Source organism: Bradyrhizobium sp. USDA 3262, assembly GCF_054060035.1.
In genome coordinates this window covers 5,832,554-5,858,168 of record NZ_JBSSCT010000001.1, presented here as the reverse complement: position 1 = coordinate 5,858,168, position 25,615 = coordinate 5,832,554, and the positions used below count along the sequence as shown (strand labels likewise).

Annotated in this window: 23 protein-coding genes; 19 read left to right on the top strand and 4 right to left on the bottom strand. The window is 64.8% G+C overall.

Annotation, left to right across the window (positions count from 1 at the left end; all coding sequences use genetic code 11):
• Window position 1 precedes the first annotated feature (1 nt).
• From nuoG to mtnK, 13 genes are all read left to right on the top strand, one after another.
• Window positions 2–2,077: an NADH-quinone oxidoreductase subunit NuoG gene (nuoG, locus tag ACVWYP_RS27420; RefSeq protein WP_304495549.1), complete on the top strand. Its 2,076-nt coding sequence runs from the start codon at window positions 2–4 to the stop codon at window positions 2,075–2,077.
• A gap of 10 nt (window positions 2,078–2,087) precedes the next feature.
• Window positions 2,088–3,158 (top strand): NADH-quinone oxidoreductase subunit NuoH, encoded by a 1,071-nt coding sequence (nuoH, locus tag ACVWYP_RS27415; RefSeq protein ID WP_028340126.1) that lies wholly within the window; start codon window positions 2,088–2,090, stop codon window positions 3,156–3,158.
• 7 nt (window positions 3,159–3,165) lie between these two features.
• Window positions 3,166–3,660 carry an NADH-quinone oxidoreductase subunit NuoI gene (nuoI, locus tag ACVWYP_RS27410; RefSeq protein WP_018271854.1) on the top strand — a complete coding sequence of 165 codons (495 nt, stop codon included), beginning with the start codon at window positions 3,166–3,168 and terminating at the stop codon, window positions 3,658–3,660.
• Between the two features lie 9 nt (window positions 3,661–3,669).
• The gene (locus ACVWYP_RS27405) at window positions 3,670–4,308 is read left to right on the top strand and encodes an NADH-quinone oxidoreductase subunit J (RefSeq protein WP_253591963.1); all 639 of its coding nucleotides are present in this window, start codon (window positions 3,670–3,672) and stop codon (window positions 4,306–4,308) included.
• The gene (gene nuoK / locus ACVWYP_RS27400) at window positions 4,305–4,613 is read left to right on the top strand and encodes an NADH-quinone oxidoreductase subunit NuoK (protein WP_016841823.1); all 309 of its coding nucleotides are present in this window, start codon (window positions 4,305–4,307) and stop codon (window positions 4,611–4,613) included. The genes ACVWYP_RS27405 and nuoK overlap by 4 nt, the downstream gene beginning before the upstream one ends.
• 8 nt (window positions 4,614–4,621) lie before the next feature.
• A complete protein-coding gene (nuoL, locus tag ACVWYP_RS27395) occupies window positions 4,622–6,694 on the top strand; it encodes an NADH-quinone oxidoreductase subunit L (protein WP_304495548.1) in 2,073 nt (690 codons plus the stop codon).
• The gene (locus tag ACVWYP_RS27390; protein ID WP_016841819.1) at window positions 6,695–8,209 is read left to right on the top strand and encodes an NADH-quinone oxidoreductase subunit M; all 1,515 of its coding nucleotides are present in this window, start codon (window positions 6,695–6,697) and stop codon (window positions 8,207–8,209) included.
• 9 nt (window positions 8,210–8,218) lie between these two features.
• Window positions 8,219–9,655, top strand: coding sequence for an NADH-quinone oxidoreductase subunit NuoN (gene nuoN, locus ACVWYP_RS27385; protein WP_304495547.1), 1,437 nt, complete (start codon window positions 8,219–8,221; stop codon window positions 9,653–9,655).
• A 61-nt stretch (window positions 9,656–9,716) separates the two neighbouring features.
• On the top strand, window positions 9,717–10,523 hold the full coding sequence (locus ACVWYP_RS27380; RefSeq protein WP_453946210.1) for a biotin--[acetyl-CoA-carboxylase] ligase: 807 nt from the start codon (window positions 9,717–9,719) through the stop codon (window positions 10,521–10,523).
• Window positions 10,523–12,193 carry a ribonuclease J gene (locus tag ACVWYP_RS27375; RefSeq protein ID WP_453945995.1) on the top strand — a complete coding sequence of 557 codons (1,671 nt, stop codon included), beginning with the start codon at window positions 10,523–10,525 and terminating at the stop codon, window positions 12,191–12,193. Before ACVWYP_RS27380 ends, ACVWYP_RS27375 begins: the two co-directional genes overlap by 1 nt.
• A 71-nt stretch (window positions 12,194–12,264) precedes the next feature.
• Complete coding sequence (mce, locus tag ACVWYP_RS27370; RefSeq protein ID WP_024583489.1) at window positions 12,265–12,669, top strand: methylmalonyl-CoA epimerase; 405 nt, start codon at window positions 12,265–12,267, stop codon at window positions 12,667–12,669.
• 6 nt (window positions 12,670–12,675) lie between these two features.
• The gene (locus ACVWYP_RS27365; protein WP_028340120.1) at window positions 12,676–12,951 is read left to right on the top strand and encodes a DUF1467 family protein; all 276 of its coding nucleotides are present in this window, start codon (window positions 12,676–12,678) and stop codon (window positions 12,949–12,951) included.
• A gap of 212 nt (window positions 12,952–13,163) precedes the next feature.
• A complete protein-coding gene (mtnK, locus tag ACVWYP_RS27360) occupies window positions 13,164–14,468 on the top strand; it encodes an S-methyl-5-thioribose kinase (RefSeq protein WP_304495546.1) in 1,305 nt (434 codons plus the stop codon).
• Between the two features lie 795 nt (window positions 14,469–15,263).
• On the opposite strand, the gene ACVWYP_RS27355 is transcribed toward mtnK, so the two are convergent.
• The 4 genes from ACVWYP_RS27355 to ACVWYP_RS27340 all read right to left on the bottom strand — a co-directional run bounded on the left by ACVWYP_RS27355 (window position 15,264) and on the right by ACVWYP_RS27340 (window position 19,464).
• Window positions 15,264–16,298: an ABC transporter permease gene (locus tag ACVWYP_RS27355; protein ID WP_028339635.1), complete on the bottom strand. Its 1,035-nt coding sequence runs from the start codon at window positions 16,296–16,298 to the stop codon at window positions 15,264–15,266.
• Between the two features lie 102 nt (window positions 16,299–16,400).
• On the bottom strand, window positions 16,401–17,903 hold the full coding sequence (locus tag ACVWYP_RS27350; RefSeq protein WP_028339636.1) for a sugar ABC transporter ATP-binding protein: 1,503 nt from the start codon (window positions 17,901–17,903) through the stop codon (window positions 16,401–16,403).
• A 9-nt stretch (window positions 17,904–17,912) separates the two neighbouring features.
• Window positions 17,913–18,950 carry a sugar ABC transporter substrate-binding protein gene (locus ACVWYP_RS27345; protein ID WP_016848453.1) on the bottom strand — a complete coding sequence of 346 codons (1,038 nt, stop codon included), beginning with the start codon at window positions 18,948–18,950 and terminating at the stop codon, window positions 17,913–17,915.
• An 88-nt stretch (window positions 18,951–19,038) separates the two neighbouring features.
• Window positions 19,039–19,464, bottom strand: coding sequence for a globin (locus ACVWYP_RS27340; RefSeq protein ID WP_304495545.1), 426 nt, complete (start codon window positions 19,462–19,464; stop codon window positions 19,039–19,041).
• 457 nt (window positions 19,465–19,921) lie between these two features.
• Here ACVWYP_RS27340 and ACVWYP_RS27335 point away from each other — a divergent pair, with 457 nt between their 5' ends.
• The 6 genes from ACVWYP_RS27335 to ACVWYP_RS27310 all read left to right on the top strand — a co-directional run bounded on the left by ACVWYP_RS27335 (window position 19,922) and on the right by ACVWYP_RS27310 (window position 25,614).
• The gene (locus ACVWYP_RS27335) at window positions 19,922–20,293 is read left to right on the top strand and encodes a DUF2946 domain-containing protein (RefSeq protein ID WP_028339639.1); all 372 of its coding nucleotides are present in this window, start codon (window positions 19,922–19,924) and stop codon (window positions 20,291–20,293) included.
• A gap of 82 nt (window positions 20,294–20,375) precedes the next feature.
• The gene (locus tag ACVWYP_RS27330; protein ID WP_304495544.1) at window positions 20,376–22,784 is read left to right on the top strand and encodes a TonB-dependent receptor family protein; all 2,409 of its coding nucleotides are present in this window, start codon (window positions 20,376–20,378) and stop codon (window positions 22,782–22,784) included.
• A gap of 11 nt (window positions 22,785–22,795) precedes the next feature.
• Entirely contained in the window at window positions 22,796–24,022 is a 1,227-nt protein-coding gene (locus ACVWYP_RS27325) for a sialidase family protein (RefSeq protein ID WP_453945997.1), read from the top strand.
• Complete coding sequence (locus tag ACVWYP_RS27320; protein ID WP_028339642.1) at window positions 24,019–24,516, top strand: TlpA family protein disulfide reductase; 498 nt, start codon at window positions 24,019–24,021, stop codon at window positions 24,514–24,516. The genes ACVWYP_RS27325 and ACVWYP_RS27320 overlap by 4 nt, the downstream gene beginning before the upstream one ends.
• A 35-nt stretch (window positions 24,517–24,551) precedes the next feature.
• Complete coding sequence (locus ACVWYP_RS27315; RefSeq protein ID WP_028339643.1) at window positions 24,552–25,079, top strand: copper chaperone PCu(A)C; 528 nt, start codon at window positions 24,552–24,554, stop codon at window positions 25,077–25,079.
• 7 nt (window positions 25,080–25,086) lie between these two features.
• The gene (locus ACVWYP_RS27310; protein WP_304495543.1) at window positions 25,087–25,614 is read left to right on the top strand and encodes a YcnI family copper-binding membrane protein; all 528 of its coding nucleotides are present in this window, start codon (window positions 25,087–25,089) and stop codon (window positions 25,612–25,614) included.
• Window position 25,615 lies beyond the last annotated feature (1 nt).

Genomic DNA, 25,615 nt, shown 5'->3' with positions numbered 1-25,615 from the left:
CATGAGCAAGATCATCGTCGATGGCAAAGAGATCGATGTGCCGCCGGAGTACACGCTGCTGCAGGCGTGCGAGGCGGCCGGCGCAGAGATTCCGCGCTTCTGCTATCACGAGCGGCTGTCGATCGCCGGCAATTGCCGGATGTGCCTGGTCGAGGTGAAGGGCGGCCCGAAGCCGGTCGCGAGCTGCGCCTGGGCCGTGCGCGACTGCCGCCCGGGCCCGAAGGGCGAGCCGCCGGAGATTTCGACCCGTTCGCCGATGGTGAAGAAGGCGCGCGAAGGCGTGATGGAGTTCCTGCTGATCAACCATCCGCTGGACTGCCCGATCTGCGACCAGGGCGGCGAGTGTGACCTGCAGGACCAGGCGATGGGCTACGGCGTCGACACCAGCCGTTTCGCCGAGAACAAGCGCGCGGTCGAGGACAAGTATCTCGGCGCGCTGGTCAAGACTTCGATGAACCGCTGCATCCAGTGCACGCGTTGCGTCCGCTTCTCTGCCGAAGTCTGCGGCGCGCCGGAAATGGGCGCGACCGGCCGCGGTGAGGACATGGAGATCACCACCTATCTGGAGCAGGCGCTGAGCTCGGAGCTGCAGGGCAACCTCGTCGACATCTGCCCGGTCGGCGCGCTGACCTCGAAGCCTTACGCCTTCGCGGCGCGGCCCTGGGAGCTCGGCAAGACCCAGTCGGTCGACGTCATGGACGGCGTGGGATCTGCGATCCGCGTCGACACCCGCGGCCGCGAGGTGATGCGCATCCTGCCGCGCATCAACGAGGCGGTGAACGAGGAGTGGATCTCCGACAAGACCCGCCACGTCGTCGACGGCCTGCGCACGCAGCGCCTCGACCGTCCCTATGTGCGCGAGAACGGCCAGCTCCGGCCGGCGACCTGGCAGGAAGCCTTCGCCGCGATCGCCGCCAGGGCCGGCCGCAGCGACGGCAAGCGGATCGGCGCGATCGCCGGCGATCTCGCCGCGGTCGACGAAATGTATGCGCTGAAGGAACTGCTCGCGAAGTTCGGCTCGGTCAATCTCGCCGTGCAGGGCGGCGATGCGTTCGACGCCAAGGCCGGCCGCGGCTCCTACATCTTCAATCCGACCATCGCCGGCATCGACCAGGCCGACGCGATCCTGATTGTCGGCTCGCACCCGCGCAAGGAAGCCGCCGTGCTGAACGCGCGGATCCGCAAGCGCTGGCGTACCGGCGGGCTCAAGGTCGGCATGATCGGCGCCAAGGCCGATTTCACCTATGATCACGACTATCTCGGCGCGGGCACCGATACGCTGGCCGATCTCGTGGCGGGCAAGCACTCCTTTGCCGACGTCTTGAAGAAGGCTCAGCACCCGATCATCCTGGTCGGCGCCGGCGCCTATACCAGGCATGACGGCGCAGCCGTGCTGGCGCAGGCTGCCAAGCTCGCGGTCGACGTCGGCGCGCTGAAGGACGGCTGGAACGGCTTTGCTGTGCTGCAAGATACCGCCTCCCGCGCCGGCGCACTCGATATCGGCTTCTCGCCGGCGGCGGGCGGGCTGACCTCGGCGCAGATGACGACCTTCGGCACGCTCGACGTGCTGTTCCTGCTCGGCGCCGACGAGATCAAGGCGCCGGACGGCACCTTCGTGGTCTATATCGGCACCCATGGCGACCAGGGCGCGCATCGCGCCGACGTCATCCTGCCGGGCGCGGCCTATACCGAGAAGTCCGGTATCTACGTCAATACCGAGGGCCGGGCGCAGATCGCCAACCGCGCCGCGTTCCCGCCGGGCGAGGCCCGCGAGGACTGGGCGATCATCCGCGCGCTGTCCGACGTGCTCGGCAAGAAGCTGTCGTTCGACTCGCTGCAGGCGCTGCGGCAAGCGATGTTCAAGGCCCATCCGCATCTGATGCGGCTCGACCAGATCGAGGCCGGCAAGCCCGACGACGTCAAGGCGCTGGCCGGCAAGGGCGGCAGCGTCGACAAGGCGGCATTCAAGCCGACCGTCGAGGATTTCTATCTGACCAACCCGATCGCGCGGGCCTCTGCCGTGATGGCGGAATGCTCGCGGCTGGCGTCGGGCCGAATGCTGACGGCAGCGGAGTGAGCGTGACCTGATGGCTGAATTCTTCGCAAGCTCGTTCTGGACCGGCTTCCTCTGGCCGCTGATCATCATGGTCGCGGAGAGCCTGTTGCTGCTGGTCGTGCTCCTGATCGCGATTGCCTACATCCTGCTCGCCGACCGCAAGATCTGGGCGGCGGTGCAGATCCGCCGCGGCCCCAACGTGGTCGGGCCGTTCGGATTGCTGCAATCCTTCGCCGACCTCCTGAAATTCGTGCTGAAGGAGCCGGTGATTCCGTCCGGCTCCAACAAGGGCGTGTTCCTGCTCGCGCCGCTGGTGTCGTGCGTGCTGGCGCTGGCCGCCTGGGCGGTGATCCCGTTCGATCTCGGCTGGGTGATCTCCGACATCAATGTCGGCGTTCTCTACATCTTCGCGATCTCGTCGCTGTCGATCTACGGCATCATCATGGCCGGCTGGTCGTCGAACTCGAAGTACCCGTTCCTGGCCGCGCTGCGCTCGGCGGCGCAGATGGTGTCCTACGAGGTTTCGATCGGCTTCGTCATCATCACCGTGCTGCTTTGCGTCGGCTCGCTGAACCTGTCGGCGGTGGTCGAGGCGCAGAACACCCGCGGGCTTGCGCACCTGATCGGCCTGCCGCAGCTCACCATCCTGAACTGGTATGTGTGGCCGCTGTTCCCGATGTTCGTGGTGTTCTACGTCTCGGCGCTGGCGGAAACCAACCGTCCGCCGTTCGACCTGGTGGAAGCCGAATCCGAACTCGTCGCCGGCTTCATGACCGAATACGGCTCGACCCCGTATCTTTTGTTCATGCTCGGCGAGTATGTCGCGATCACCACCATGTGCGCGCTGGCGTCGATCCTGTTCCTGGGCGGCTGGCTGCCGCCGGTCAACCTGCCGCCGTTCACCTGGATTCCGGGCATCGTCTGGTTCGCCCTGAAGGTGTTCTTCATGTTCTTCATGTTCGCGATGGCGAAGGCGATCGTGCCGCGCTACCGCTACGATCAACTGATGCGGCTCGGCTGGAAGGTGTTCCTGCCGCTGTCGCTGGCGATGGTGGTGATCGTGGCCGGCGTGCTGCAGTTCGCCGGCATCGCGCCGAAGTGAGGCCGTCATGAGTGTCAATGTCAACGCAACAGCCCGCTCGCTTCTGCTGTCGGAATTCGTCTCGGCGTTCTTCCTCGCGATGCGTTATTTCTTCCAGCCGAAGCCGACGCTGAATTATCCCTTCGAGAAGGGCCCGATCTCGCCGCGCTTCCGCGGCGAGCACGCGCTGCGCCGCTATCCGAACGGCGAGGAGCGCTGCATCGCCTGCAAGCTGTGCGAGGCGATCTGCCCGGCGCAGGCGATCACGATCGAGGCCGGCCCGCGCCGCAACGACGGCACCCGCCGCACGGTGCGTTACGACATCGACATGGTGAAGTGCATCTATTGCGGCCTGTGCCAGGAGGCATGCCCGGTGGACGCCATCGTCGAGGGACCGAATTTCGAATTCGCGACCGAGACCCGCGAGGAACTGTACTATGACAAGGCCAAGCTGCTCGCCAACGGCGACCGCTGGGAGCGCGAGATTGCGAAGTCGATCGCGCTCGACGCGCCGTACCGGTGAGGTGAGGGCATGATCCTTTCGGCGCTGTTCTTCTATCTGTTTGCCGCGGTCTGCGTGGCCTCGGCGGTCATGGTGATTGTCTCGCGCAATCCCGTGCACTCCGTGCTGTTCCTGATCCTGGCCTTCGTCAACGCGGCCGGGCTGTTCATCCTGATGGGCGCCGAGTTCCTCGGGATGATGCTGATCGTGGTCTATGTCGGCGCCGTCGCGGTGCTGTTCCTGTTCGTGATCATGATGCTCGACGTCGATTTCGTCGAACTGCGCGAGGGCTTCATCCAGTATCTGCCGATCGGCATCGTGATCGGCGGCATCTTCATGTTCGAGCTGCTGCTCGTCGTCGGCGCCTGGGTGATCAACCCGGCCGTGACCAAGACGATCACCGCGGCGATCCCGACCAATGTCAGCAACACCGAGGCGCTCGGCCTCGTGCTCTATACGAAGTACATCCATTACTTCCAGCTCGCCGGCATGGTGCTGCTGGTCGCGATGATCGGCGCCATCGTGCTGACGCTGCGCCACAAGGCCAAGGTCAAGCGGCAGAACATCAACGTGCAGAACGCGCGCACGCCCGAGATGGCGATGGCGATGCGCAAGGTGGCGTCGGGGCAGGGCCTGCAGGATGCCGACGCGGCGGAGTGGGTGAAATGACGATCGGGCTCGGGCACTATCTCGCGGTCGCCGCGATCCTGTTCACGCTCGGGATCCTCGGCATCTTCCTCAACCGCAAGAACATCATCGTCATCCTGATGTCGATCGAACTGATCCTGCTGTCGGTCAACATCAACCTGGTGGCGTTCTCGACCTTCCTCGGCGACATCGTCGGCCAGGTGTTCGCGCTCTTGGTGCTGACAGTGGCCGCCGCCGAGGCCGCGATCGGTCTCGCCGTGCTGGTGGTTTATTTCCGCAACCGCGGTTCGATCGCGGTTGAAGACGTCAATCTGATGAAGGGCTAGGCGCAGTTATGGTTCAGGCAATCGTATTCCTGCCTCTGCTGGGCGCCATCCTCGCAGGCATTATCTCGCTGGTCGGTGCCCACGCGCGCTGCCCGAGCGGCGATACCGTCGACCATCACGACGACGCGCATGGCGACGCCCATGCCTCCGCGGCCCATGACGATCACGGCCAGGATGACCATGGCCATGACGACCACCACGTCTCCGAACCGCCGGCGGCCGGCTCCCGGCTGGCCGAGCTGATCACCACCGGCCTGCTGTTCGTCTCGGCGGCGCTGTCCTGGTTCGCGTTGGTCGATGTCGGTTTCATGCATCATGAAGCGCGCGTCGTGCTGCTGCCCTGGATCACCTCGGGCGACCTGCAGGTGGCCTGGACGCTGCGGGTCGACACCCTGACCGCCGTGATGCTGGTCGTGGTCAACACGGTGTCGGCGCTCGTCCACCTCTACTCCATCGGCTACATGGACGAGGATCCGAACCGGCCGCGCTTCTTCGGCTATCTCAGCTTGTTCACCTTCGCGATGCTGATGCTGGTGACGTCAGACAACCTGGTGCAGCTGTTCTTCGGCTGGGAGGGCGTCGGCCTCGCGAGCTACCTCCTGATCGGCTTCTGGTATCAGAAGCCGTCGGCCAATGCCGCGGCGATCAAGGCCTTCGTGGTCAACCGCGTCGGCGACTTCGGCTTCGCGCTCGGCATCTTCGCAATCTTCGCGCTGGTCGGCTCGACCGATTTCGAGACCATCTTCCATGCCGCGCCCGGTCTGACCGGCAAGACCATCAACTTCTTCGGCTGGCAGGTCGACGCCCTGACCTTGACCTGCCTGTTGCTGTTCATGGGCGCGATGGGCAAGTCGGCCCAGTTCCTGCTGCACACCTGGTTGCCGGACGCGATGGAAGGCCCGACCCCGGTGTCGGCGCTGATCCACGCCGCGACCATGGTCACCGCCGGCGTGTTCATGGTGGCGCGGCTGTCGCCGCTGTTCGAGCTGTCGCCGACCGCGCAGGCGGTGGTGATGTTCTTCGGCGCGACCACGGCGTTCTTCGCCGCCACGATCGGCCTCGTGCAGAACGACATCAAGCGCATCGTCGCGTATTCGACCTGTTCGCAGCTCGGCTACATGTTCGTGGCGATGGGAGCGGGGGCCTATTCGGTCGGCATGTTCCATCTGTTCACGCACGCCTTCTTCAAGGCGCTGCTGTTCCTGGGCTCCGGCTCGGTGATCTACGCGATGCACCACGAGCAGGACATCCGCAACATGGGCGGGCTGTGGCGCAAGATCCCATATACCTTCGCGGTGATGTGTATTGGCACCCTGGCGCTGACCGGCTTCCCGCTGTTCGCCGGCTACTTCTCGAAGGATGCGATCATCGAGGCGGCCTACGCGGCGCATAATCCGTTCGCGACCTACGCCTATCTCTTGACCATCGTGGCCGCCGGCCTGACCTCGTTCTACTCCTGGCGTCTGATCTTCAAGACGTTCTTCGGCGAGCCGCACGACCAGAAGCACTACGAGGCGGCGCATGAGAGCCCGGTGTGGATGCTGGTGCCGATCGGCGTGCTCGCCGCCGGCTCGATCCTGGCCGGCCTGCCGTTCAAGGAGCTGTTCGTCAACCCGCACGGCGTGGAAGAGTTCTTCCGCGAGTCCGTGAAGATGAACCCGCACATCCTCGAGGACATGGAGCACATGCCGGGCTGGCTTGCGCCGCTGCCCACCGTGATGATGGCGCTCGGCCTGTTCATCTCGTATCTGTTCTACATCCGCAGGCCGTATCTGCCGGTCGAGCTCGCGCAGCAGCAGCCGATGCTGTACCAGTTCCTGCTCAACAAATGGTACTTCGACGAGTTGTACGACTGGATCTTCGTGCGCCCGGCGAAGTGGCTCGGCTACACTCTGTGGAAGAAGGGCGATGGCTTCATCATCGACGGCTTAGGCCCCGACGGCGTCTCGGCCCGCGTGCTCGACGTCACCCGCAACGTCGTGAAATTGCAGACCGGCTACCTCTATCACTACGCATTCGCGATGCTGATCGGGGCCGCCGGATTGATCACCTGGTTCATGTTCGGCTTGGGAGGCCAGTAAATGACAACCTGGCCCATCCTTTCGGTCACGACCTTCCTGCCGGCGGTCGGTGCGATCCTGGTCTATCTGCTGGCGCGAGGCGGTGACGAGACCGCGAGCCGCACGGCGCGCTGGATCGCGCTGTGGACCACGCTGATCACCTTCGCGATCTCGCTGATCCTGGTGGCGCGCTTCGATCCGGCCTCGACCGACTTCCAGTTCGTCGAGAAGGCGTCCTGGCTCGCCACCGGCATCACCTATCACATGGGCGTCGACGGCATCTCGCTGCCGCTGATCATCCTGACCACCGCGATCATGCCGCTCTGCATCATCGCGAGCTGGAAGTCGGTGACGCAGCGCGTCGGCGAATACATGATGGCGTTCCTGATCCTGGAAACGCTGATGGTCGGCACCTTCTCGGCGCTCGACCTCGTGCTGTTCTACCTGTTCTTCGAGGGCGGCCTGATCCCGATGTTCCTGATCATCGGCGTCTGGGGCGGCCCGCGCCGGGTCTATGCGTCGTTCAAGTTCTTCCTCTACACCTTCCTCGGCTCGGTCCTGATGCTGCTCGCCATCATGGCGCTGTACTGGAACGCCGGCACCACCGACATCCCGACCCTGATGCACACCGCGGTGCCGCGGTCGATGCAGACCTGGGCGTGGCTGGCCTTCTTCGCCTCGTTCGCGGTGAAGATGCCGATGTGGCCGGTGCACACCTGGCTGCCCGACGCGCACGTCGAGGCGCCGACGGCGGGCTCGGTGATCCTGGCCGCGATCCTGCTGAAGATGGGCGGCTACGGCTTCCTGCGCTTCTCGCTGCCGATGTTCCCGCTGGCCTCGCACGACTTCGCGCCGTTCGTGTTCGTGCTGTCGGTCATCGCCATCATCTACACCTCGCTGGTGGCGATGATGCAGGAGGACATGAAGAAGCTGATCGCCTATTCGTCCGTCGCGCATATGGGCTTCGTCACCATGGGCATCTTCGCGGTGACGACGCAGGGCGTCGCCGGCGGCATGTTCCAGATGGTCTCGCACGGCATCGTCTCGGGCGCGCTGTTCCTCTGCGTCGGCGTCGTCTACGACCGCATGCACACCCGCGAGATCGCGGCCTATGGCGGCCTCGTCAACCGGATGCCGCTCTACGCGCTGACCTTCATGGTCTTCACCATGGCCAATGTCGGTCTGCCGGGCACGAGCGGATTCGTCGGCGAGTTCATGACGCTGCTCGGCACCTTCAAGATCTCCTTGCCGACCGCGTTCTTCGCCACCACGGGCGTGATCCTGTCGGCCTGCTACGCGCTCTGGCTCTACCGCAAGGTGGTGTTCGGCGCGCTGGTCAAGCCGTCGCTGATGTCGATCAAGGATCTCACCTTCCGCGAATGCGTGACGCTGTTCCCGCTGATCGCGCTGACCATCCTGTTCGGCGTCTATCCGAAGCCGGTGCTCGACATGTCGGCCGCCTCGGTGCAGCAGCTCGTCAACAATTACCAAACCGCCGTGACTGCCGTGAAGGCAGCCGCGCTGACCGTCCAGTAAGGCCCCGTCATGAGCTTTTCCAGTGCAGGTTATCAGTTGCAGCCGGTGCTGCCGGAGCTGGTGCTCGCGGTCGGCGCCATGGTGCTGTTGATGATCGGAGCCTATCGCGGGCAGGGGACGACGCGGCTCGTCACGGCGCTGGCGATCTGTCTCCTGGTGCTGACCGGCGTGCTGGAGCTCTGGCTGCCGGCCGGCAAGCTCGTGACCTTCGGCGGCAGCTTCATCGTCGACGACTTCGCCCGCTTCCTGAAGGTCCTCGCCCTGATCGCCTCGGCGGCAACCCTGATCCTGTCAACCGAATACCTGTCTCAGCCGTCGAGCCGCAACTTCGAGTTCTCGATCCTGGTGCTGCTGTCGACGCTCGGCATGATGGTGCTGATCTCGGCCGGCGATTTGATCTCGCTCTATCTCGGCCTCGAGCTAATGAGCCTTGCGCTCTACGTCGTCGCCGCCAGCCAGCGCGACAACGCTAAGTCGAGCGAGGCGGGCCTGAAGTATTTCGTGCTCGGCGCGCTGTCGTCGGGCATGCTGCTCTACGGCGCCTCGCTGATCTACGGCTTCACCGGCACCGTCAGCTTCGCGGGCATCGCTGCGGCGGCAACCACCGGCAGCATCGGCATCGTGTTCGGCCTGGTGTTCCTGCTCGCCGGCCTCTGCTTCAAGGTCTCGGCGGTGCCGTTCCACATGTGGACGCCGGACGTCTATGAGGGCGCGCCGACGCCGGTGACGGCGTTCTTCGCGTCCGCCCCGAAGGTCGCGGCCCTCGCGGTGTTCACCCGCGCGACGCTGACCGCGTTCCCGGGCATCGCCACCCAGTGGCAGCAGATCCTGGTATTCGTGGCAATCGCCTCGATGGCGCTGGGCTCGTTCGCCGCGATCGGCCAGACCAACATCAAACGCCTGATGGCCTATTCCTCGATCGGTCATATGGGCTTTGCGCTGGTCGGCCTCGCCTCCGGCACGGTCGAGGGCGCGCAGGGCGTCCTGATCTACATCGCGATCTATGTCGCGATGACGCTCGGCTCGTTCAGCATCATCCTGGCGATGAAGCGCAACGGCCAGGCGCTGGAGCAGATCAGCGATTTCGCCGGCCTGTCCCGCACCAACCCGCTGCTCGCCTTCATCTTCGCGATGCTGCTGTTCTCGCTGGCCGGCGTGCCGCCGCTCGCCGGGTTCTTCGGCAAGTGGTACGTGTTCGTCGCGGCGATCAAGGCCAATCTGTTCACGCTCGCCGTGATCGGCGTGCTGACCAGCGTGGTGGGCGCGTTCTACTATCTGTCGATCGTCAAGGTGATGTATTTCGACCAGCCGCTCGGCAAGCTCGACCCGGTGCGCGTCGAGCTGCGCACCGTGCTGGCGGTCGCCGGCATCTTCAACATCTTCTTCTTCGCCTATCCGGGTCCGCTGGTGAGCGTGGCCACGGCGGCGGCCAAATCACTATTTTGACGCGTGCGGTTCCGAAATCGGGATGCTGGCTTTCGGAACCAATCATGCGCATAACGCTGACATGACCTTCACGCTCGGGCCGCGGGCCATAGCGGCGGGCTACCGGCTCGCCGCCTTCGATCAGATCGGCTCGACCAATGCCGAGGCGATGCTGCGCGCCCGCGACGGCGAGCAGGGACCGATGTGGTTCGTGACGCCGGAACAGACCGCGGGCCGCGGGCGGCGGCAGCGGGTCTGGGTCGCGCCGCGCGGCAATCTCGCCAGCACGATCCTCGAGGTGACGGACGTCCAGCCGGCAGTCGCCGCCACCCTCGGCTTTGCCGCCGGGCTGTCGCTCGAAGCCGCGCTGCGGAAGGTCAGCATCGAGGCGGCGCTGCGGCTCGGGCCGGACAGCCCGAAGTTCACCCTGAAATGGCCAAACGACGTGCTGGCCAATGGCAAGAAGCTCTCGGGCATCCTACTGGAGGCCGAGGCCATCGGGAGCCGGCTGGCGGTCGTCGTCGGCATCGGCACCAATGTCGTCGCAGCACCCGAGGGGACGCCGACGCCGGCCGTATCGCTCGCGGCGCTCGGCATCCAGATCGGGGCGGAGGAGCTGTTTGCCGCGCTGTCGGACGCCTGGGTCGAGTTTCGCGGCATCTGGGACGACGGCCGCGGCTTCCCCGAGGTCCGCAGGCTGTGGCTGGAGCGCGCGGCCGGGCTCGGCGAGAAGGTCGCAGTCCAGACCGGCTCGGCGACCCTTGAGGGCACGTTCGACACCATCGATGATACCGGCTGCCTGATCGTCCGCACGGCTGATGGCGAGCGCCTGCCCGTGACGGCGGGAGAGGTCTATTTCGGCTCCGCAGCCTCGGTGAGGGCGAACTGATGGCGCGTCCCGACGAGCTCACCTTTGCGCCGCTCGGCGGCGTCGGCGAGATCGGCATGAACCTGTCGATCTACGGCCTCGGCAACCGCCACCAGCGGTCCTTCCTCGCGGTTGATCTCGGCGTCTCCTTTGGCGACGAGGAGCATCTGCCGGGCATCGACCTGATCATGCCCGATGTCCGCTTCCTCGAGAAGGAGCGCAACAATCTGGTGGGCCTCGTGCTGACGCACGCCCATGAGGATCATTTCGGCGCAATCATCGATCTCTGGCCGAAGCTCGGCTGCAAGATCTACGCGACGCAATTCAGCGCGGCGCTGTTCGAGGCCAAATGCGCCGCCGAGCGCAACCCGCCAAAAATCCCGGTCACGGTGATCCCGTCGGGCGGGCGGGTCGATATCGGCCCGTTCAATGTCGAGTTCATCCCCGTCGCGCATTCGATTCCGGAATCGCACGCGCTGGCGATCAAGACCGATGTCGGCACCGTGCTGCATACCGGCGACTGGAAGATCGATCCGACCCCGATCATCGGACAGCCGACCGACGAGCGGCGTCTGCGCGAGCTCGGCGATGAAGGCGTGCTGGCGCTGGTCGGCGACTCCACCAATGCGGTGCGCGACGGGCGCTCGCCGTCGGAGACCGAGGTCGCCGCCACCATCAAGAAGCTGGTCAAGGCGGCCAAGGGCCGGGTCGCGGTGACAACCTTCGCCTCCAATGTCGCCCGGGTGCGGGCGGTGGCGGACGCCGCGAACGCCGCCGACCGCGAGGTGGTCGTGGTCGGCCGCGCCATGGAGCGCGTGGTGCAGGTGGCGCGCGAATGCGGCTATCTCGACGGCTCGCATAAATTCCGCAGCGCCGACTATTACGGCCATTTCCCGGCCGACAAGGTGCTGGCGCTGTGCACCGGCAGCCAGGGCGAGCCGCGCGCGGCGCTGGCGCGGATCGCCAATGACGACCATCCGCAGGTCACCCTGAACAAGGGCGACACCGTGATTTTCTCCTCCCGCACCATTCCCGGCAACGAGAAGGCGGTCGGCTCGATCATCAACAACCTGGTCATGCAGGGCGTCGAGATCATCACCGACCGCGAGCATCTGGTGCACGTCTCCGGCCACCCGCGTCGCGACGAGTTGCGCGACATGATCTCCTGGGTCCGGCCGCAGCTCTTGATCCCCGTCCATGGCGAGGCGCTGCATCTGGCCGAACACGCCAAGCTGGCGCGCGCCGCCGGCGTGCCCAAGGTCTTGACCTGCCGCAACGGCGACCTCGTCAAGCTCGGGCCCGGTGAGCCCGGCATCGTCGGCGAGGTGCCGGCGGGCCGGCTCTACAAGGACGGAACCATCCTTGAGGACTCGAAGTCGCGCGCCGTGGTGGAGCGGCGGCGGATGGGCTTTGCCGGCTGCGCCTTCGTCGCCATCGCCATGACCGCGCAGGGCGAGCTCGTCGACGACCCCGAGGTTGATCTGGTCGGCATGCCGGAGAACAATGCGGCAGGCGAACTGCTCGACGACATCGTGTTCGATGTGGTGGTATCGACGATCGAGGGCCTGCCGAAGCCGCGGCGGCGCGATCCGGACGCGCTGGGGGAATCGGTGCGGCGCGCGGTGCGGGCGGTGCTGAACGAGCAATGGGGCAAGAAGCCGATCTGCGTCGTGCACGTTCTGACGGTTTGAGCCTAAGCATGATCCGGAAAAGTGCGAAGCGGTTTTCCGAAAAGATCATGCTCAACTAAAGGGAGAGAGAGATGCTGGGCCGGCTCAATCACGTCGCGATCGCGGTCAAGGACGCCAAGCAGGCCGCGAAGATCTACGGCACTGCCTTCAATGCCGAGATTTCCGATGCGGTGCCGCTGCCGGAGCACGGCGTCATCACCGTGTTCGTGACGCTGCCGAACACCAAGATCGAGTTCATCGAGCCGCTGGGCGATGCCTCGCCGATCGCGAAATTCGTCGAGCGCAATGCCGACGGCGGCATCCACCATGTCTGCTACGACGTGCCCGACATCATCGCCGCCCGTGACCGCATGATCGCCGAGGGCGCGCGGGTGCTCGGCGACGGCCAGCCGAAGATCGGCGCGCATGGCAAGCCGGTGCTGTTCTTCCACCCGAAGGACTTTTCCGGCGCGTTGGTCGAGATCGAACAGGCCTGAGGCCATATGGCGTACCAGATCTCCACAGGGCTAGCGATCTACTTCGTGCTTTGGTGGCTCGTGCTGTTCCTGACGCTGCCGTTTGGCATACGCAGCCAGCATGAGGACGGCGTCGGCGCGCCCGGCACCGATCCCGGCGCGCCGATCCTGGCGCGGATGGGCCGCAAGCTGTTGTGGACCACGCTGATCTCGGCCGTGATCTTCGCGATCGCGATGTGGGCCTATCATTCCGGCTATCTCTCGATCGAGCGGCTGTCGAAACTGATGGGGATGCCGTTCTGATACGCAGTTTTCGTTGGATCAGAAGTAGCCCGCATGAGCGAAGCGACATGCGGGATCACTTTCCCCGGTATCGCGGAGCCTGTCATCGGGCGCGCGTTCGCGCGACCCGTTGGCTCACCCGGGCTACGTACCGATGGGGATGCTGTTTTAGAAACTGACGCCAATGGAGCGGGGATCAACCTCGCCCTGGCAATGCGGAGGAGGCGACCACGATGAACCTGCAGTCCCAGCCAGGCTCCGGGCAGAGCGCATATCGAATCCTGCGGGAAGCCGATCTGCGGGATTATCTCGCGGGGCTGCCCGCCATCGGCGCGCAGCTCGGCGGCGCGCCGGCGGACTGGTCGATCAGCGAGGTCGGCGACGGCAATCTCAACCTCGTCTTCATCGTCAAGGGCGGAAGCGGCGGCCTCGCGGTCAAGCAGGCGCTGCCCTATGTGCGCCTCGTCGGCGAGAGCTGGCCGCTGCCGCTGTCGCGGGCGCATTACGAGCACATGGCGCTGGTGCATCAGGCGCGGCTGGCGCCGATGCTCGTGCCGGCGGTGCTGCATCATGATGCGCCGCTCGCGCTCACCGCGATGGAGCTGCTCGAGCCGCACATCATCATGCGCAAGGGCCTGATCGAGGCCACGCGGTACCCGCGCTTTGTCGAGGATATATCGACCTTCCTGGCGCAAACGCTGTTCTTCACGTCCGACCTTGCGTTGTCGGCCGCGGAGAAGAAGCAGGGCATCGCCGATTTCGCCGGCAACCACACGCTGTGCAAGATCACCGAGGATCTGATCTTCACCGATCCCTATCGCACCGCCGAGCAGAACCGCTGGACCGCGCCCTATCTCGACGCGACCGCAGCGGCGTTCCGCGAAGACCTTGACCTGCACGTCGCGATCAGCAGGCTCAAGCTGAAATTCATGGCGAGCCCGGAGGCGCTGCTGCACGGCGACCTGCACACCGGCTCGATCATGGTCACCGAGAGCGAGACCAAGGTGATCGATCCCGAGTTCGCCTTCTACGGCCCGATGGGCTTCGACATCGGCGCCGTCATCGGCAACCTCCTGATGGCCTATCTGGCCTCCGCCGGCCACGAGCGCACGCCGGGCGAGCGCGCCTCGTTCGAGGCATGGCTGCTCGAGACCATCGAGGGCGTCTGGGCCGGGTTCTCGCGAAAATTTCTCGCGCTGTGGCGCAACGAGGCGAAGGGCGACGGTTATCCGTCGTTGCTGTTCACGGGCGAAGCTGGCGCCGCGCGGCTGGAGGCGGAACGGCAGGCTTATATGGCGCGATTGTTCCAGGATACCGTCGGCTTCGCCGCGGCCAAGACCATCCGGCGCATCCTTGGTCTCGCGCACAACATCGATTTCGAGTGGATCGCCGACGAGAAGCAGCGCGCGATCTGCGAGGCGCGGGCCCTCAGGCTCGCACGCAATATGATGCTGGAGGCGGCGTCCTACACGACAATCGGCGCTGTCACCTACGCCACGCGCGAACTGCGCCACTGGCAGCCGGATTTTGCCAGGTAGCGGGGATGGAGATATTCGTGTTTTCAGAATTTTGTCTTGACGTGGACCCCAACTCAGATGTTTAATCCCTCCGTCTCGCCCGACACGAGGGGCGCTTCGCGGTCGTCACGAACGTGGGTCGAGATGCGGTGGACGCCGATTGCGCAGTTGACGAACGCGCATGAGGCGGACGGTGAAGTCGTGTGGTCCTGACGCCCTAGCGGCAGGTGTCTTTTCCGATTGCGCGGTGCGCGTTGCGAAGACGGTGACAAGCAAGCCCAGTCTCGCCGGGGAGAGCACGAAGTAAGCCGTAGCCCATCGCGCAGGGAAAGCCGGGTTGTTTCCGGTTACACCTGTGGTCCTACCCCCGTGCTTTCTACCTTTTGCACGGGGCCCATGGGTGCGATCGGCACCCGGCTTTCCCTGCGCCCTCTGCTTTCAGAGGGTGAAACGAACAGCAAAGCTCGGGCGAAAGGCGCCGCGAGGACGCGGACGTATGACTCGTAAATCGAGCAAAACGCTCGGTGTCGTCCCTGCGAAAGCAGGGACCCATAACCACAGGCATTCTTGTTGAGCGATGCTAGAACGACGGGTCTCGTTCACCACATCCGCCGCGGACTATGGGCCCCTGCTTTCGCAGGGACGACGAATGGAGAGAACGCGTGCCAACGATCGCGGCCCCGTCATCCTGAGGTGCGAGCCCTTGCGAGCCTCGAAGGATGCACGGCCCCACTCCGGCCGATCCATCCTTCGAGGCTCGCCCAGCGGCGCAATTGCGCCGCAAGGCTCGCACCTCAGGATGACGGACCTAACATGTCACTCCGCCGCTTGCTCCCGCAGCCGCTGCGCGTAGACGTTGATGATCAGCGCCGCGAGCAGGATCAACCCGCGGATCAGGATCTTGAGGAAGCTGTCGATATTGATGTGGTCGAGGCCGTTGTTGAGCACGCCGAGCACGAACAGGCCGACGATGGTGTTGCCGATGCCGCCGCGGCCGCCGAACAGGCTGGTGCCGCCGACCACCACGGCCGCGATCGAATCCAAGAGATAGGTATCGAATTCGTTCTGCTGGGCGCTGCCGAAATGGGCGACGCCGAGCATGCCGCCGATCCCGGAGCAGACCGCCGAGATCACCATCACGCTGCCGAGGATGAGCTTGACGTTCAGCCCGGCGAATTCGGCGGCCTCGCGGTTGCCGCCGACCATGTAGACGTAGCGGCCGAACCGCGTATAGGTCAGCACCAGATGGCCGCCGAGCAGCATCACCGCGGCGACGATCACGATCCAGGGGATGCCGCCGATCGATCCGGAGCCCAGCGTCGTGATCAGGTCCGGCACCTTGTAGGCGATCTGGCCGCGCACCAGCAGCGCCGAGACGCCGGCCGCAATCTGCATCATGGCCAGCGTCATGATGAAGGAGGGGATGCCGATCATGGTCAGCCCCAGCGCGTTGACGAGGCCGAGCAGTGCGCACAGCGCCAACGCCAGCAGGATCGCGACGATGCCCGGCATCGGGACATTGGCGATGTTGACGTAGGATTCCTGCAGCGTGAAGTACGCCACGGCAATGCCGGTGACGTTGGCGATGCTGGCGATCGACAGGTCGATCTCGGCGCACAGGATCACGAAGGTGAGGCCGACGGCGATGATGCCGGTGACCGAGACTTGCGTGAGGATGTTGCCGACATTGTCGATGGTGGCAAACGACGGGCTCGCGATCGCGAAGAAGGCGCTGAGGAAGATCAGCGTCAGGAACGGCGCGATGTTGCGCATCTGCGAGCGCAGGAAGGGCGCCAGCCCGCGCGACCGCCGGTGATCCGCTCGCGCCGTCGCGCCGTCACTGCTTGCCATCATGTCTCTCCATCAAGCGCGATGAGGTGGTCATCGCGCTTTCTCTGTTTGTTTGAGCATGATCTCATCGGAAAACCGCTTCGCAATTTTCCGGATCATGCTCTAGGCGGCCTCCAGCAGCCGGTCCTTGCTGACCGCTTCGCCCGCGAATTCGCGCACCACCGCGCCGCGCTTCAGCACCAGGATCCGGTCTGCGAGCGACAGCACCGTCTCCGGCTCGGTCGACAGCACGATGATCGCCAGTCCCCTGGCGCGGAGATCGCGCACGATGTTGATCACGTCGTTCTTGGCGCCGACATCCATGCCGCGGGTCGGCTCGCACAGCACCAGGACGCGCGGCGGATAGGCGAGCCATTTCGCCAGCGCCACCTTCTGCTGATTGCCGCCGGACAGCATGCCGAGATCGAGGCCGACCACTGGCGGCCGGATCTGCAATTGCTCGACCTGGCGCTGGGCGATCGCGCGCTCGCGCACCGGCTTGAGCAGCAGCGCCGAGATCCGCTCGAGGATGCTGATCGAGATGTTCTTGTAGACGGGCTCCTGGTGGAACAGCATGGCGCGGCGGCTTTCAGGTACCAGCGCAACGCCGGCCCGCCGGGCGGCTGCGGTGCTGCGGAAGGTCTTGGCGGCGCCGTCGACCACCAGCGTTCCGCCGTCGGGCCGGAGCTTGCCGAACAGGATGCGCGACAGCTCCAACTGCCCGCAGCCCATGAAGCCGTAGATGCCGAGCACTTCCCCGGAGCGGGCCTCGAACGTGACGTCCTGCAGGCTGCGGCGGAGCGAGAGCTGATCGACCTTCAGCACCGCCGCGCCGCCGCCCGGTTGCGGGAGCATGAGGTCGTCGGTGTAGCTGTGCTCCAGCGCCTCGCCGCCGCGGCCGATCATGGCCTCGATCAGCGCGCCCTTGGTGGTGTCCGCGGACGCCGTCTCGGCGATCTTCCGTCCGTTGCGGAACACCGTCACCACGTCGGAGACCCGCAAAATGTCCTCGATGAAATGCGAGATGAAGACGATGCTGGTGCCTTGGTCGCGCAGCTTGTGGAGCGTCGCAAAGAGGCGTTCCACCTCGGGTGGGGAGAGGGCGGAGGTCGGCTCGTCCAGGATGATGATGCGTGCGCCGGAAAACAGCACGCGGGCGATCTCGATCAGCTGCTGCAGGCCGATCGGCAAATCGCCGAGCCGCGTCATCGGGTCGACGTCGATGCCAAACCGTGCCAGCTGCTCGCCGGCCTCGCGCGCCATCCGCCGCCACTGCACGAAGCCGAGGCGGTTGGTGAGCTGGTTGCCGAGGAACACGTTCTCGGCGACCGTGAGATCAGGCGCGACGCTGAGCTCCTGATGCACCATGCCGATGCCGGCGGCGTGTGCGTCGCGGGTGGAGCGGAAGCGGGTCTCCTTGCCGTCCAGCATGAAGCGGCCGGAGAACTCGGGGTGCACGCCGGCGATGATCTTCATCAGCGTGCTCTTGCCGGCGCCGTTCTCGCCGACGAGACCGTGGATCTCGCCGGCGTGCAGCGCGAAGTCGACCCCACGAAGGGCTTCGACGCCGCCGAAGGCCTTCGTGATCTGGTGCAATTCGAGGATCGCCGAGCGTCCCTGCGTCATGAGGCCCGCTCAGATCAGGAAGTGATCCTCCATCCATTGCATGCCGGCGGCGTTGGCCTTGGTCACGACGGGACCGTCGGTCACGACGTTCTTCGGAATGCCCTGGCCGCTCTTCTCGCCGCCGACCACGGCGGCGACACCCGCGACGATCGCGCCGCCATGGATGCGGCAGGACGGATTGCGGACGGTCGCGAACATGCGGCCTTCGCTGACCGCCTGGATCGCCGGCGGCATGGCGTCGACGCCGCCGATCAGGATGTTGGTGCGGTTGCGCGCCTTCATGATGTTGTAGGCGGCGAGCGCCATGTCGTCATTGTGGAAGAAGGCGGCGTCGATCTGCGAGTATTTGGTCAGATAGGTTTCCCAGAGCCGAGCGGTCTTGGAGACGTCCCAGTCGGCGGGCTGGGTGTCCAGCACCTCGATGTTCGGAAACTGCTTGATGACCGAGTTGAAGCCCTTGGCGCGGCCCTGCGCGCCGGTGTGGCCGAGCGCGCCCTGGGTCATGATGACCTTGCCCTTGCCGCCGATCGCGTTGCACAGCGCCTGGGTCACCGAGGCGCCCATGAACTCGTTGTCGGGCGCGAGGAACGAGTGGACGTTAATTTGATCGAGAGGAGCAATAAGCGTGTCCATGTCGATCACGGGAGTGCCGGCGTCGATCATCTTCTGCACCGGCTGGGTCAGCGTGCCGATGCCGAACGCCTGGATCGCGACGAAGTCCCATTTCTGCGACGCCATGTTGTCGATCGCGGCGCGCTGCTTGACGGCATCGAGCTGGCCGTCGAACCAGGTCACCTCGACGTTGAACAGCTTGCCCCAGAATTCGGCGGCCTGCTTGCCCTGTGCGCACCACGTCGCCTGCAGTCCGGCGTTGGAGAACGCCGCCTTCAGCGGCTTTTCCGAGCGTCCCATTTCGGCGGCGAGCGCGGACGTCGTCATGCCCATTCCGCCGAACAGGCCGGCCGCAGCTCCACCCGCCGCCGCCATCTGCAAAAGGTCGCGCCGCGTCGTCGACGCCTTGTCCATCCCCTTGTCGGTCCCTGGCATTGCTTGCTCCCTCTTCGTTTTTCTGACCGTCGGCGTCAGTTGCACGCGCCGCGGATAAAACGAGTGTGTCACAATCGGAACGATGACGCTACGGCCTCTCGTCCACGAGATGTTTCTGCTGCAGCACGATGGCTTCGATGTCGCCGAGCAGCTTGTGCCACGCAGCATCGATCTCCGCAGTCCATTGCTCGCCGAGAATGTCGCGCAGCGCATCGGCGATCACCGCGAAGAATGCCACGAACAGTTCGCGCGGCGTGCCGTAGGCGTCGTGCGAGAACACTTCCGACTCGATCAGGCGAAAATGTCCGCGGCGCTCGCCCGCGAAATCGAGGATGGCTTCGATCGTCAGCTGCAGCATCGAGCCTTTCACAGGCTCGCTGCCTTCGGTGCGAAACATCGCCTGCGTCTCGGGATGTTCGTGAAACAGGCGGCGATAGACCAATGGTGTCAAATCATCGCAACGCGCGGCTGCGAGTTCAAAGCTGCGTTCGATCGGATTCAATGATGGAGTCATAGCGGATTGCGATCATCACATAAAAAAAGAGCAGGGCTGAAAGCCCTGCTCCAAAAATTGTGTCGACCCTATTTGCCCCAAAAATTCGATTTGATCTTGATTGATGGGGTGACGCTGCTTGTGCGCGTCGGGCTCCTCCCGAGACTTGGACCACCAGGACACACCTCGCGGCTGGCCTGAGCCCGAATTGGTAGACTATCTTTCCAGGCTTGTCATCATTTTCGGCAACGATTGTTCAATTTTCGAGCAATTTGCGAAATGATTGGGATGGCGCCACTGGCGGTTGTGACGGGAGATGTAAAACACGTGGCAGGGTAAGGGGATACGACTGATTTCGGGGCCGCCGTGACGCAAGTGCCACGCTCGGCTATTTCCGTCGGCTGGAAGAAACGGGGCGCGTCGGCGATCTCGACTTCCGGCGCTCATGGTGGTTAGTTCCGTCCCGGATGGTTTTGCGATGCGCCGGCGGCTGAAGAATTTTCTGCCCATCGTCCTGGTTGCCCTGCTGGTGCAGATTCTTGCGCCGATCGGGGCCTGCTGGGCGGCGAGCCTTGCCGCGTCCGATCCGCTCGCGGCCGCCACCATCTGCCACGGCGATGCCGGCTCCGGAGCCGGGCAGGGTGACCAGACCAGTCACGACGCCCATGACGGCTGCTGCTCGGCCTGCAGCGTGCTGCAGACAGGTGCGCCGGTTGATAGCCCGCAAGTTGCGGCCCAGGCCGTCGAACGCCTGCCGAGCCGCATCGCCTGGCTTGATTTCGCCTCCGAGCTCGATCGTTCGCGCGCCGGCCTCTCGGCGCAAGCCCGCGCGCCGCCGCTGTTTTCCTGACGACCTTGTCGCTGCCGGTGCGTCCCGCGCCGGCAAGTGCCCTTGAGCAAGCCGGCCGGAGCGCCGGTGTCAGGATTCATCCATGTTTCGCTATCATCCGCTGGAAGCGGCAAGCGTGCTCGCGCTGGGCGCGACGCTTTGCGCATTGCCGTCCGCTGCCGAAGCCCAGGCACCCAGCACGGAGCTACCCTCCGTCACCGTCGAGGCGCCCCGGACGGCGGTGCGCGCCAAACCGGCGGCGGCGAAGCCGCGCGTTCGTGCGGCGTCCGTCCGGCGGCCACCGAAGCCGGCGGCAGGGCCGGCCGCGACGGCGGCCCCGGCGGGCGGCGCGAGGCCGGGGGAGACGCTTGCCGCGACTCGCGACGGTTTGAACCGGGCGCCCACAGGCCAGACGCAGACGACCATCGACCGCAGCCAGTTCGACAACCGACCGGCGTTCTCCGTCGCCGATGTGCTGCGGGACAGTCCGGGCATCTCGATCAAGCAGGGCAACGGCCCGCGTGATTTCGGCATCTCGATCCGCGGGTCGAATGCGCGGAACGGCTTCGGCATCCGCAACCTCGTCATCTTCGACGATGGTTTCCCGGTGACCCAGCCGGACGGCCTATCGCGCAGCGACCTGATCGATCCGCGTGCCTATGGCGCGATCGACGTGGTCCGCGGGCCATCCTCGGCGCTCTACGGCAACTACGCGACCGGCGGCGCGCTGAATTTCCGGACCCGGCCGGGCGGCACGATCGACGGCGTCGAGTATGGCGTCGACGGCGGCAGCTTCGGTTACCTCAACAATTATCTCGCCGCTGGCAAGAAGGTCGGCAATTTCGAGGGCTCGCTGTTCGCGAGCGATGCGCGCGGCGACGGCTACATCGGCAACAGCTGGTTCAACACCCAGACCGTCAATTTCCTCGGCACGCTGCAGGTCACGCCGGACGACCGCTTCACGGTGAAGCTGATCAACAACGACCTGACGACGCGCCTGCCGATCCGCTCTTCGCTGAACCAGTTCTACCAGAACCCGTTCCAGCAGGGTTGCACGACCGGCGCGACGGCCGCGCCGGGATGCGCCACCGTGACGTTGTTCAACAACGGCTTCAACGCGGCGGCAGGAACCGACAGGGAGACCGCGGTTCAGGCCGGCCTCGGGCGCGACGACCGCCGTACCATCGTCGGAGGCCGTTGGGAGCACGACTTCGACAACCAGACCACCTGGCGCAACCAGTTCGTCTTCGACGATCGCAACATCAACCAGCCGACTGGATCGACGAGCGCGATCGGCGACTTCCCGTCCTACAACTACATGAGCGACGTCGTCAGACGCGGCGATATCTTCGGGCTGGATTCGACGACCTATTTCGGCGGCTTCTACAATACGCTCACCGCGTCGAGCGACACGCGCAATGTGATGCCGGGCGGAAACGCGACGCTCGGAAGCCTGTCCAGCAATTTGCTCAGCACGACGACGAATTACGGTGTTCGTGCACGGGAGGAATTGAGGCTCACGTCTGCGCTGACGGCCGTTGCCGGCATTGGCTGGGAGGCCACCAGTCTGACGGGCCGAAACACCGCCTACAGCTACGCCGGCGCGGCCGGAACCACCACCACGGCGATCACGACGGCGGACCGGCAATTCCAGAATACCGCGCCCGAGCTCGCATTGCTCTACCGGCTGAGCAGCGAGTGGCAATTCCGCGGGCGGGTGGCAACAGGATATGGTACGCCGCAGGTCGGCAATTTGTTCGTCCTGCCGAGCGGCGCCTCGGGCAATAACACCCAGCTGCGGACGCAGAAGAATCTCGGCTACGACGTCGGCGCCGACTGGACACCGAACAACGCGCTCAAGCTCAGCGTCACCGGGTTCTACGAGTTCTTCAAGGACGAGCTCGTTTCCCAGGCCACGCCACTTGCGGGCATCTCCTACACGTTCAACGCGCCGCGATCGGAGCATCGCGGCGTCGAACTGGCCGCCGACTGGAAATTCCTGCCGGGCTGGCGGTTCTCGGCGGCCTACACCTATCTCGACGAGGTCTACGCCGAATACGTCGAGAACATCACGAACGGCGCGGTGTTCAGCTTCAATCGCGCCGGCAACAAGATCCCCGGCATCTCACCCAACGAGCTCACGGCGCGGCTAGGCTACGACCAGTTGTCGGGTCCGTTGCAGGGACTTGGCGGGTTCGTCGAAGTCCAGTGGAAGGACAGCTTCTACATGGACAACGCCAACCTCTTGAAGGCGCCGGGCTATGAGCTGGTCAACCTCAACCTGCACTACAAGACTGATCTCGTCTCCGATTACTTCAAGGCGCTGAACCTGTACATCGAGGTGAGGAACGTCTTCGACCGGACCTACGTGGCGTCGGCGAACAACATCTCAAATTCGGTGACCGCGGCCGGCATTCAAAATCCCGCGAGCGTACTGGCGAACTCGACCAACTCGATCTATGCCGGATCGCCGCGCGCCTTCGTGGCGGGCATGAAGATTGCGTTCAAATGAGGAGCGCATCGATGACCTATCGCAAACCGGTCGCCCTGACGTTGCTTGCGTCGCTCGTGCTCGCGGCCTTGCCGAGCCTTGCCGTCGCACAGATGAGCCATCAGCACGCCTCTGAAGCTGCCTGCGAAGAGGCGGCCCTGCGCTGCGCGACCAAGGTCACGCCCGCCTTTGGGCGGGATGGGACATTGTGGCTGGTGTGGATGGCCGGCGGCCAGATCTCCGTCGCGAGCTCAAAAGACCAAGGCAAGAGCTTTTCCACACCGGTGCAGGTCACCCGGGAGCGGCTCAATCTCGATTGGGGACCGGATGCGCGGCCGAAGCTTGCGATCGATGCCAAGGGCAACATCGCTGTGGCCTTCTCGATCTTCCGCGATCAGAATTTCAACGGTCAGGTGCTGACCACGCGATCGACCGATGGCGGCCGCAGCTTCGATGCGCCGAAGCCGATCACCGCGAGCAATGAGAGCCAACGGTTCGAGGCGATCGGTTTCGATCCTGTGGGGGCGGTGTTTGCCGCGTGGCTCGACAAGCGCAACCGCGTGCCGGCGCAGCAGCGCGGCCAGAAATATGACGGCGCCGGATTGTTTTTCGCGTCATCAGGAGATGGCGGAGCAACTTATTCCGACGCGCGGCTCGTCGCCGACAACACCTGCGAATGCTGCCGCCTCGCTTTGGCGTTCGACGGCGCGGGCCATCCGGTGGTCGTATTCCGGAACATCTTTGAGGGCGGCGTGCGCGACCATGCGATCGTGACGTTCTCCGACCTGGCCACGCCCGGCGAGATACATCGGGTGAGCCGTGACGACTGGCAGATCGCGGCCTGTCCGCATCACGGTCCGAGCCTGACCATATCGCCCGAAGGAACCTACCATGTGACGTGGTACACCAACGGCAAGGCGCGCAAGGGATTGTTCTATGCGCGCTCGCGCGATGGCGGCAAAACCTTCTCCGATCCGCTTCCGGTCGGTCAGCCGAACCGCAGCCCATCCCGGCCGCAGATTATCGCGGGGCCGCAGGGGCTTGTCATGGCCTGGAAGGAATTCGACGGGCAGAAGACGACAGTCGACCTCATGACATCGCACGACGATGGAGCGACATGGTCGAAGCCAACGGTGATTTCGGACACCGCCGACAGTTCCGACCATCCGCTGCTCGTCTCGGACAGCCGGCAGACCTATCTGTCGTGGATGACGAAGGCCGACGGCTACCATTTTCAAGCGATCGAGGGCGAACCATGAAGCGTCATCTGCTCGCTGCGCTGATCCTGTTCGCAACGCTGCCGACCGCATTGGCGGCGGGAGAGGGGGCGCCAAAGCCGTTCGAACGCGGCAGCTGGCAAAAGCTGCTGCATGCGCATGCCGGTCATCCGACCCTGGTGCACTTCTGGGGAGTAACCTGCGGACCATGCAAGGTCGAGCTGCCGCAGCTTGGCAAGTTCATGAAGGATCATCCCGGAATCGATGTCGTCACGATCAGCGCGGATCTGGTTCCCAACCTACCGGAGGCGACGCGATCGATGCTGGATCGCGCCGGCCTCGGCGCGGCCGAAAACTGGATCTTCGACGACGGCTTTGCCGAGCGGTTGAGATTTGAGATCGATCCGGCCTGGCAAGGCGATATCCCGCGAACCATGCTGATTGCGCGGGATGGAACGATCACGACGATCGAAGGATCGGCCGAAATTGCCGATCTGGACAAATGGTCCAGCGCCCAGTCGGCAGCTGCTCGATGACACTTGAATTTCAACTTGAAAGGAAATCCGTCACCATGAAGACGCTCCCCCGCATCCTTGCCCTCGCAGCGCTGACCGCTGCACTCGTGTCGACGTCCGCACGCGCCGAGGACGTCAAGGCCGGCGACCTCGTGATCACGCAGGCCTGGACGCGCGCAACGCCGAACGGCGCCAAGATCGGCGGCGGCTACCTGACGATCGAGAACAAGGGAACGACGCCCGACCGGCTGGTGTCAGGCTCCGGCGATGTTGCCGGCAAGATCGAAGTCCACGAGATGTCGATGGACAATGGCGTGATGAAGATGCGAGCGCTCGACAAGGGCCTCTCCATCGAGCCCGGCAAGACCGTGAAGCTCGCGCCGGGCGGCTATCATCTGATGATGTTCGACCTGAAGAACCCGCTGAAGCAGGGCGACAAGGTACCGGTCACGCTCGAATTCGAAAAGGCCGGCAAGGTCTCGGTCTCGCTTGACGTGCAGGCCGTCGGCGCGCAGGCGCCGGGCGGCGGCGATCGTTCCGGCCATGGCGAGCATTCCGGTCACATGGACATGAAGAAGATGTGAGGGAGCCATGCGATCACAGACGCTCCTCATTGCCACGGCGGCGCTGCTCGCAGCGCAGCCGGCGATCGCGCATATCACGCTCGAAGGAAAGCAGGCGGCGGTCGGATCGTATTACAAGGCGGTGTTCGCCGTGCCGCATGGCTGCGCGGGCTCGGCGACGATCAAGATCCGGGTGCAGATTCCGGAGGGCGTGATCGGAGTGAAGCCGATGCCGAAGGCGGGTTGGACTCTCGATACGGTCACCGGCAAATACGCCGCCCAATACGACTATCACGGCGCCAAGCTTTCCGAGGGCGTCAGGGAAGTCGCCTGGAGCGGTGGCAAGCTTGCGGACCAGAACTACGACGAGTTCGTGATGCAGACGTTTCTCACCGATACCTTGAAGCCCAACACCACGTTGTACTTTCCGGTCGTGCAGGAGTGCGAGCAGGGCGTCAGCCGCTGGATCGATATCCCAGCCGACGGGCAGGGCGGCGGGCACGACCACGGCAGCAAGACACCGGCTCCCGGAGTCAAGCTGCTGCCGAAGTCGTAAG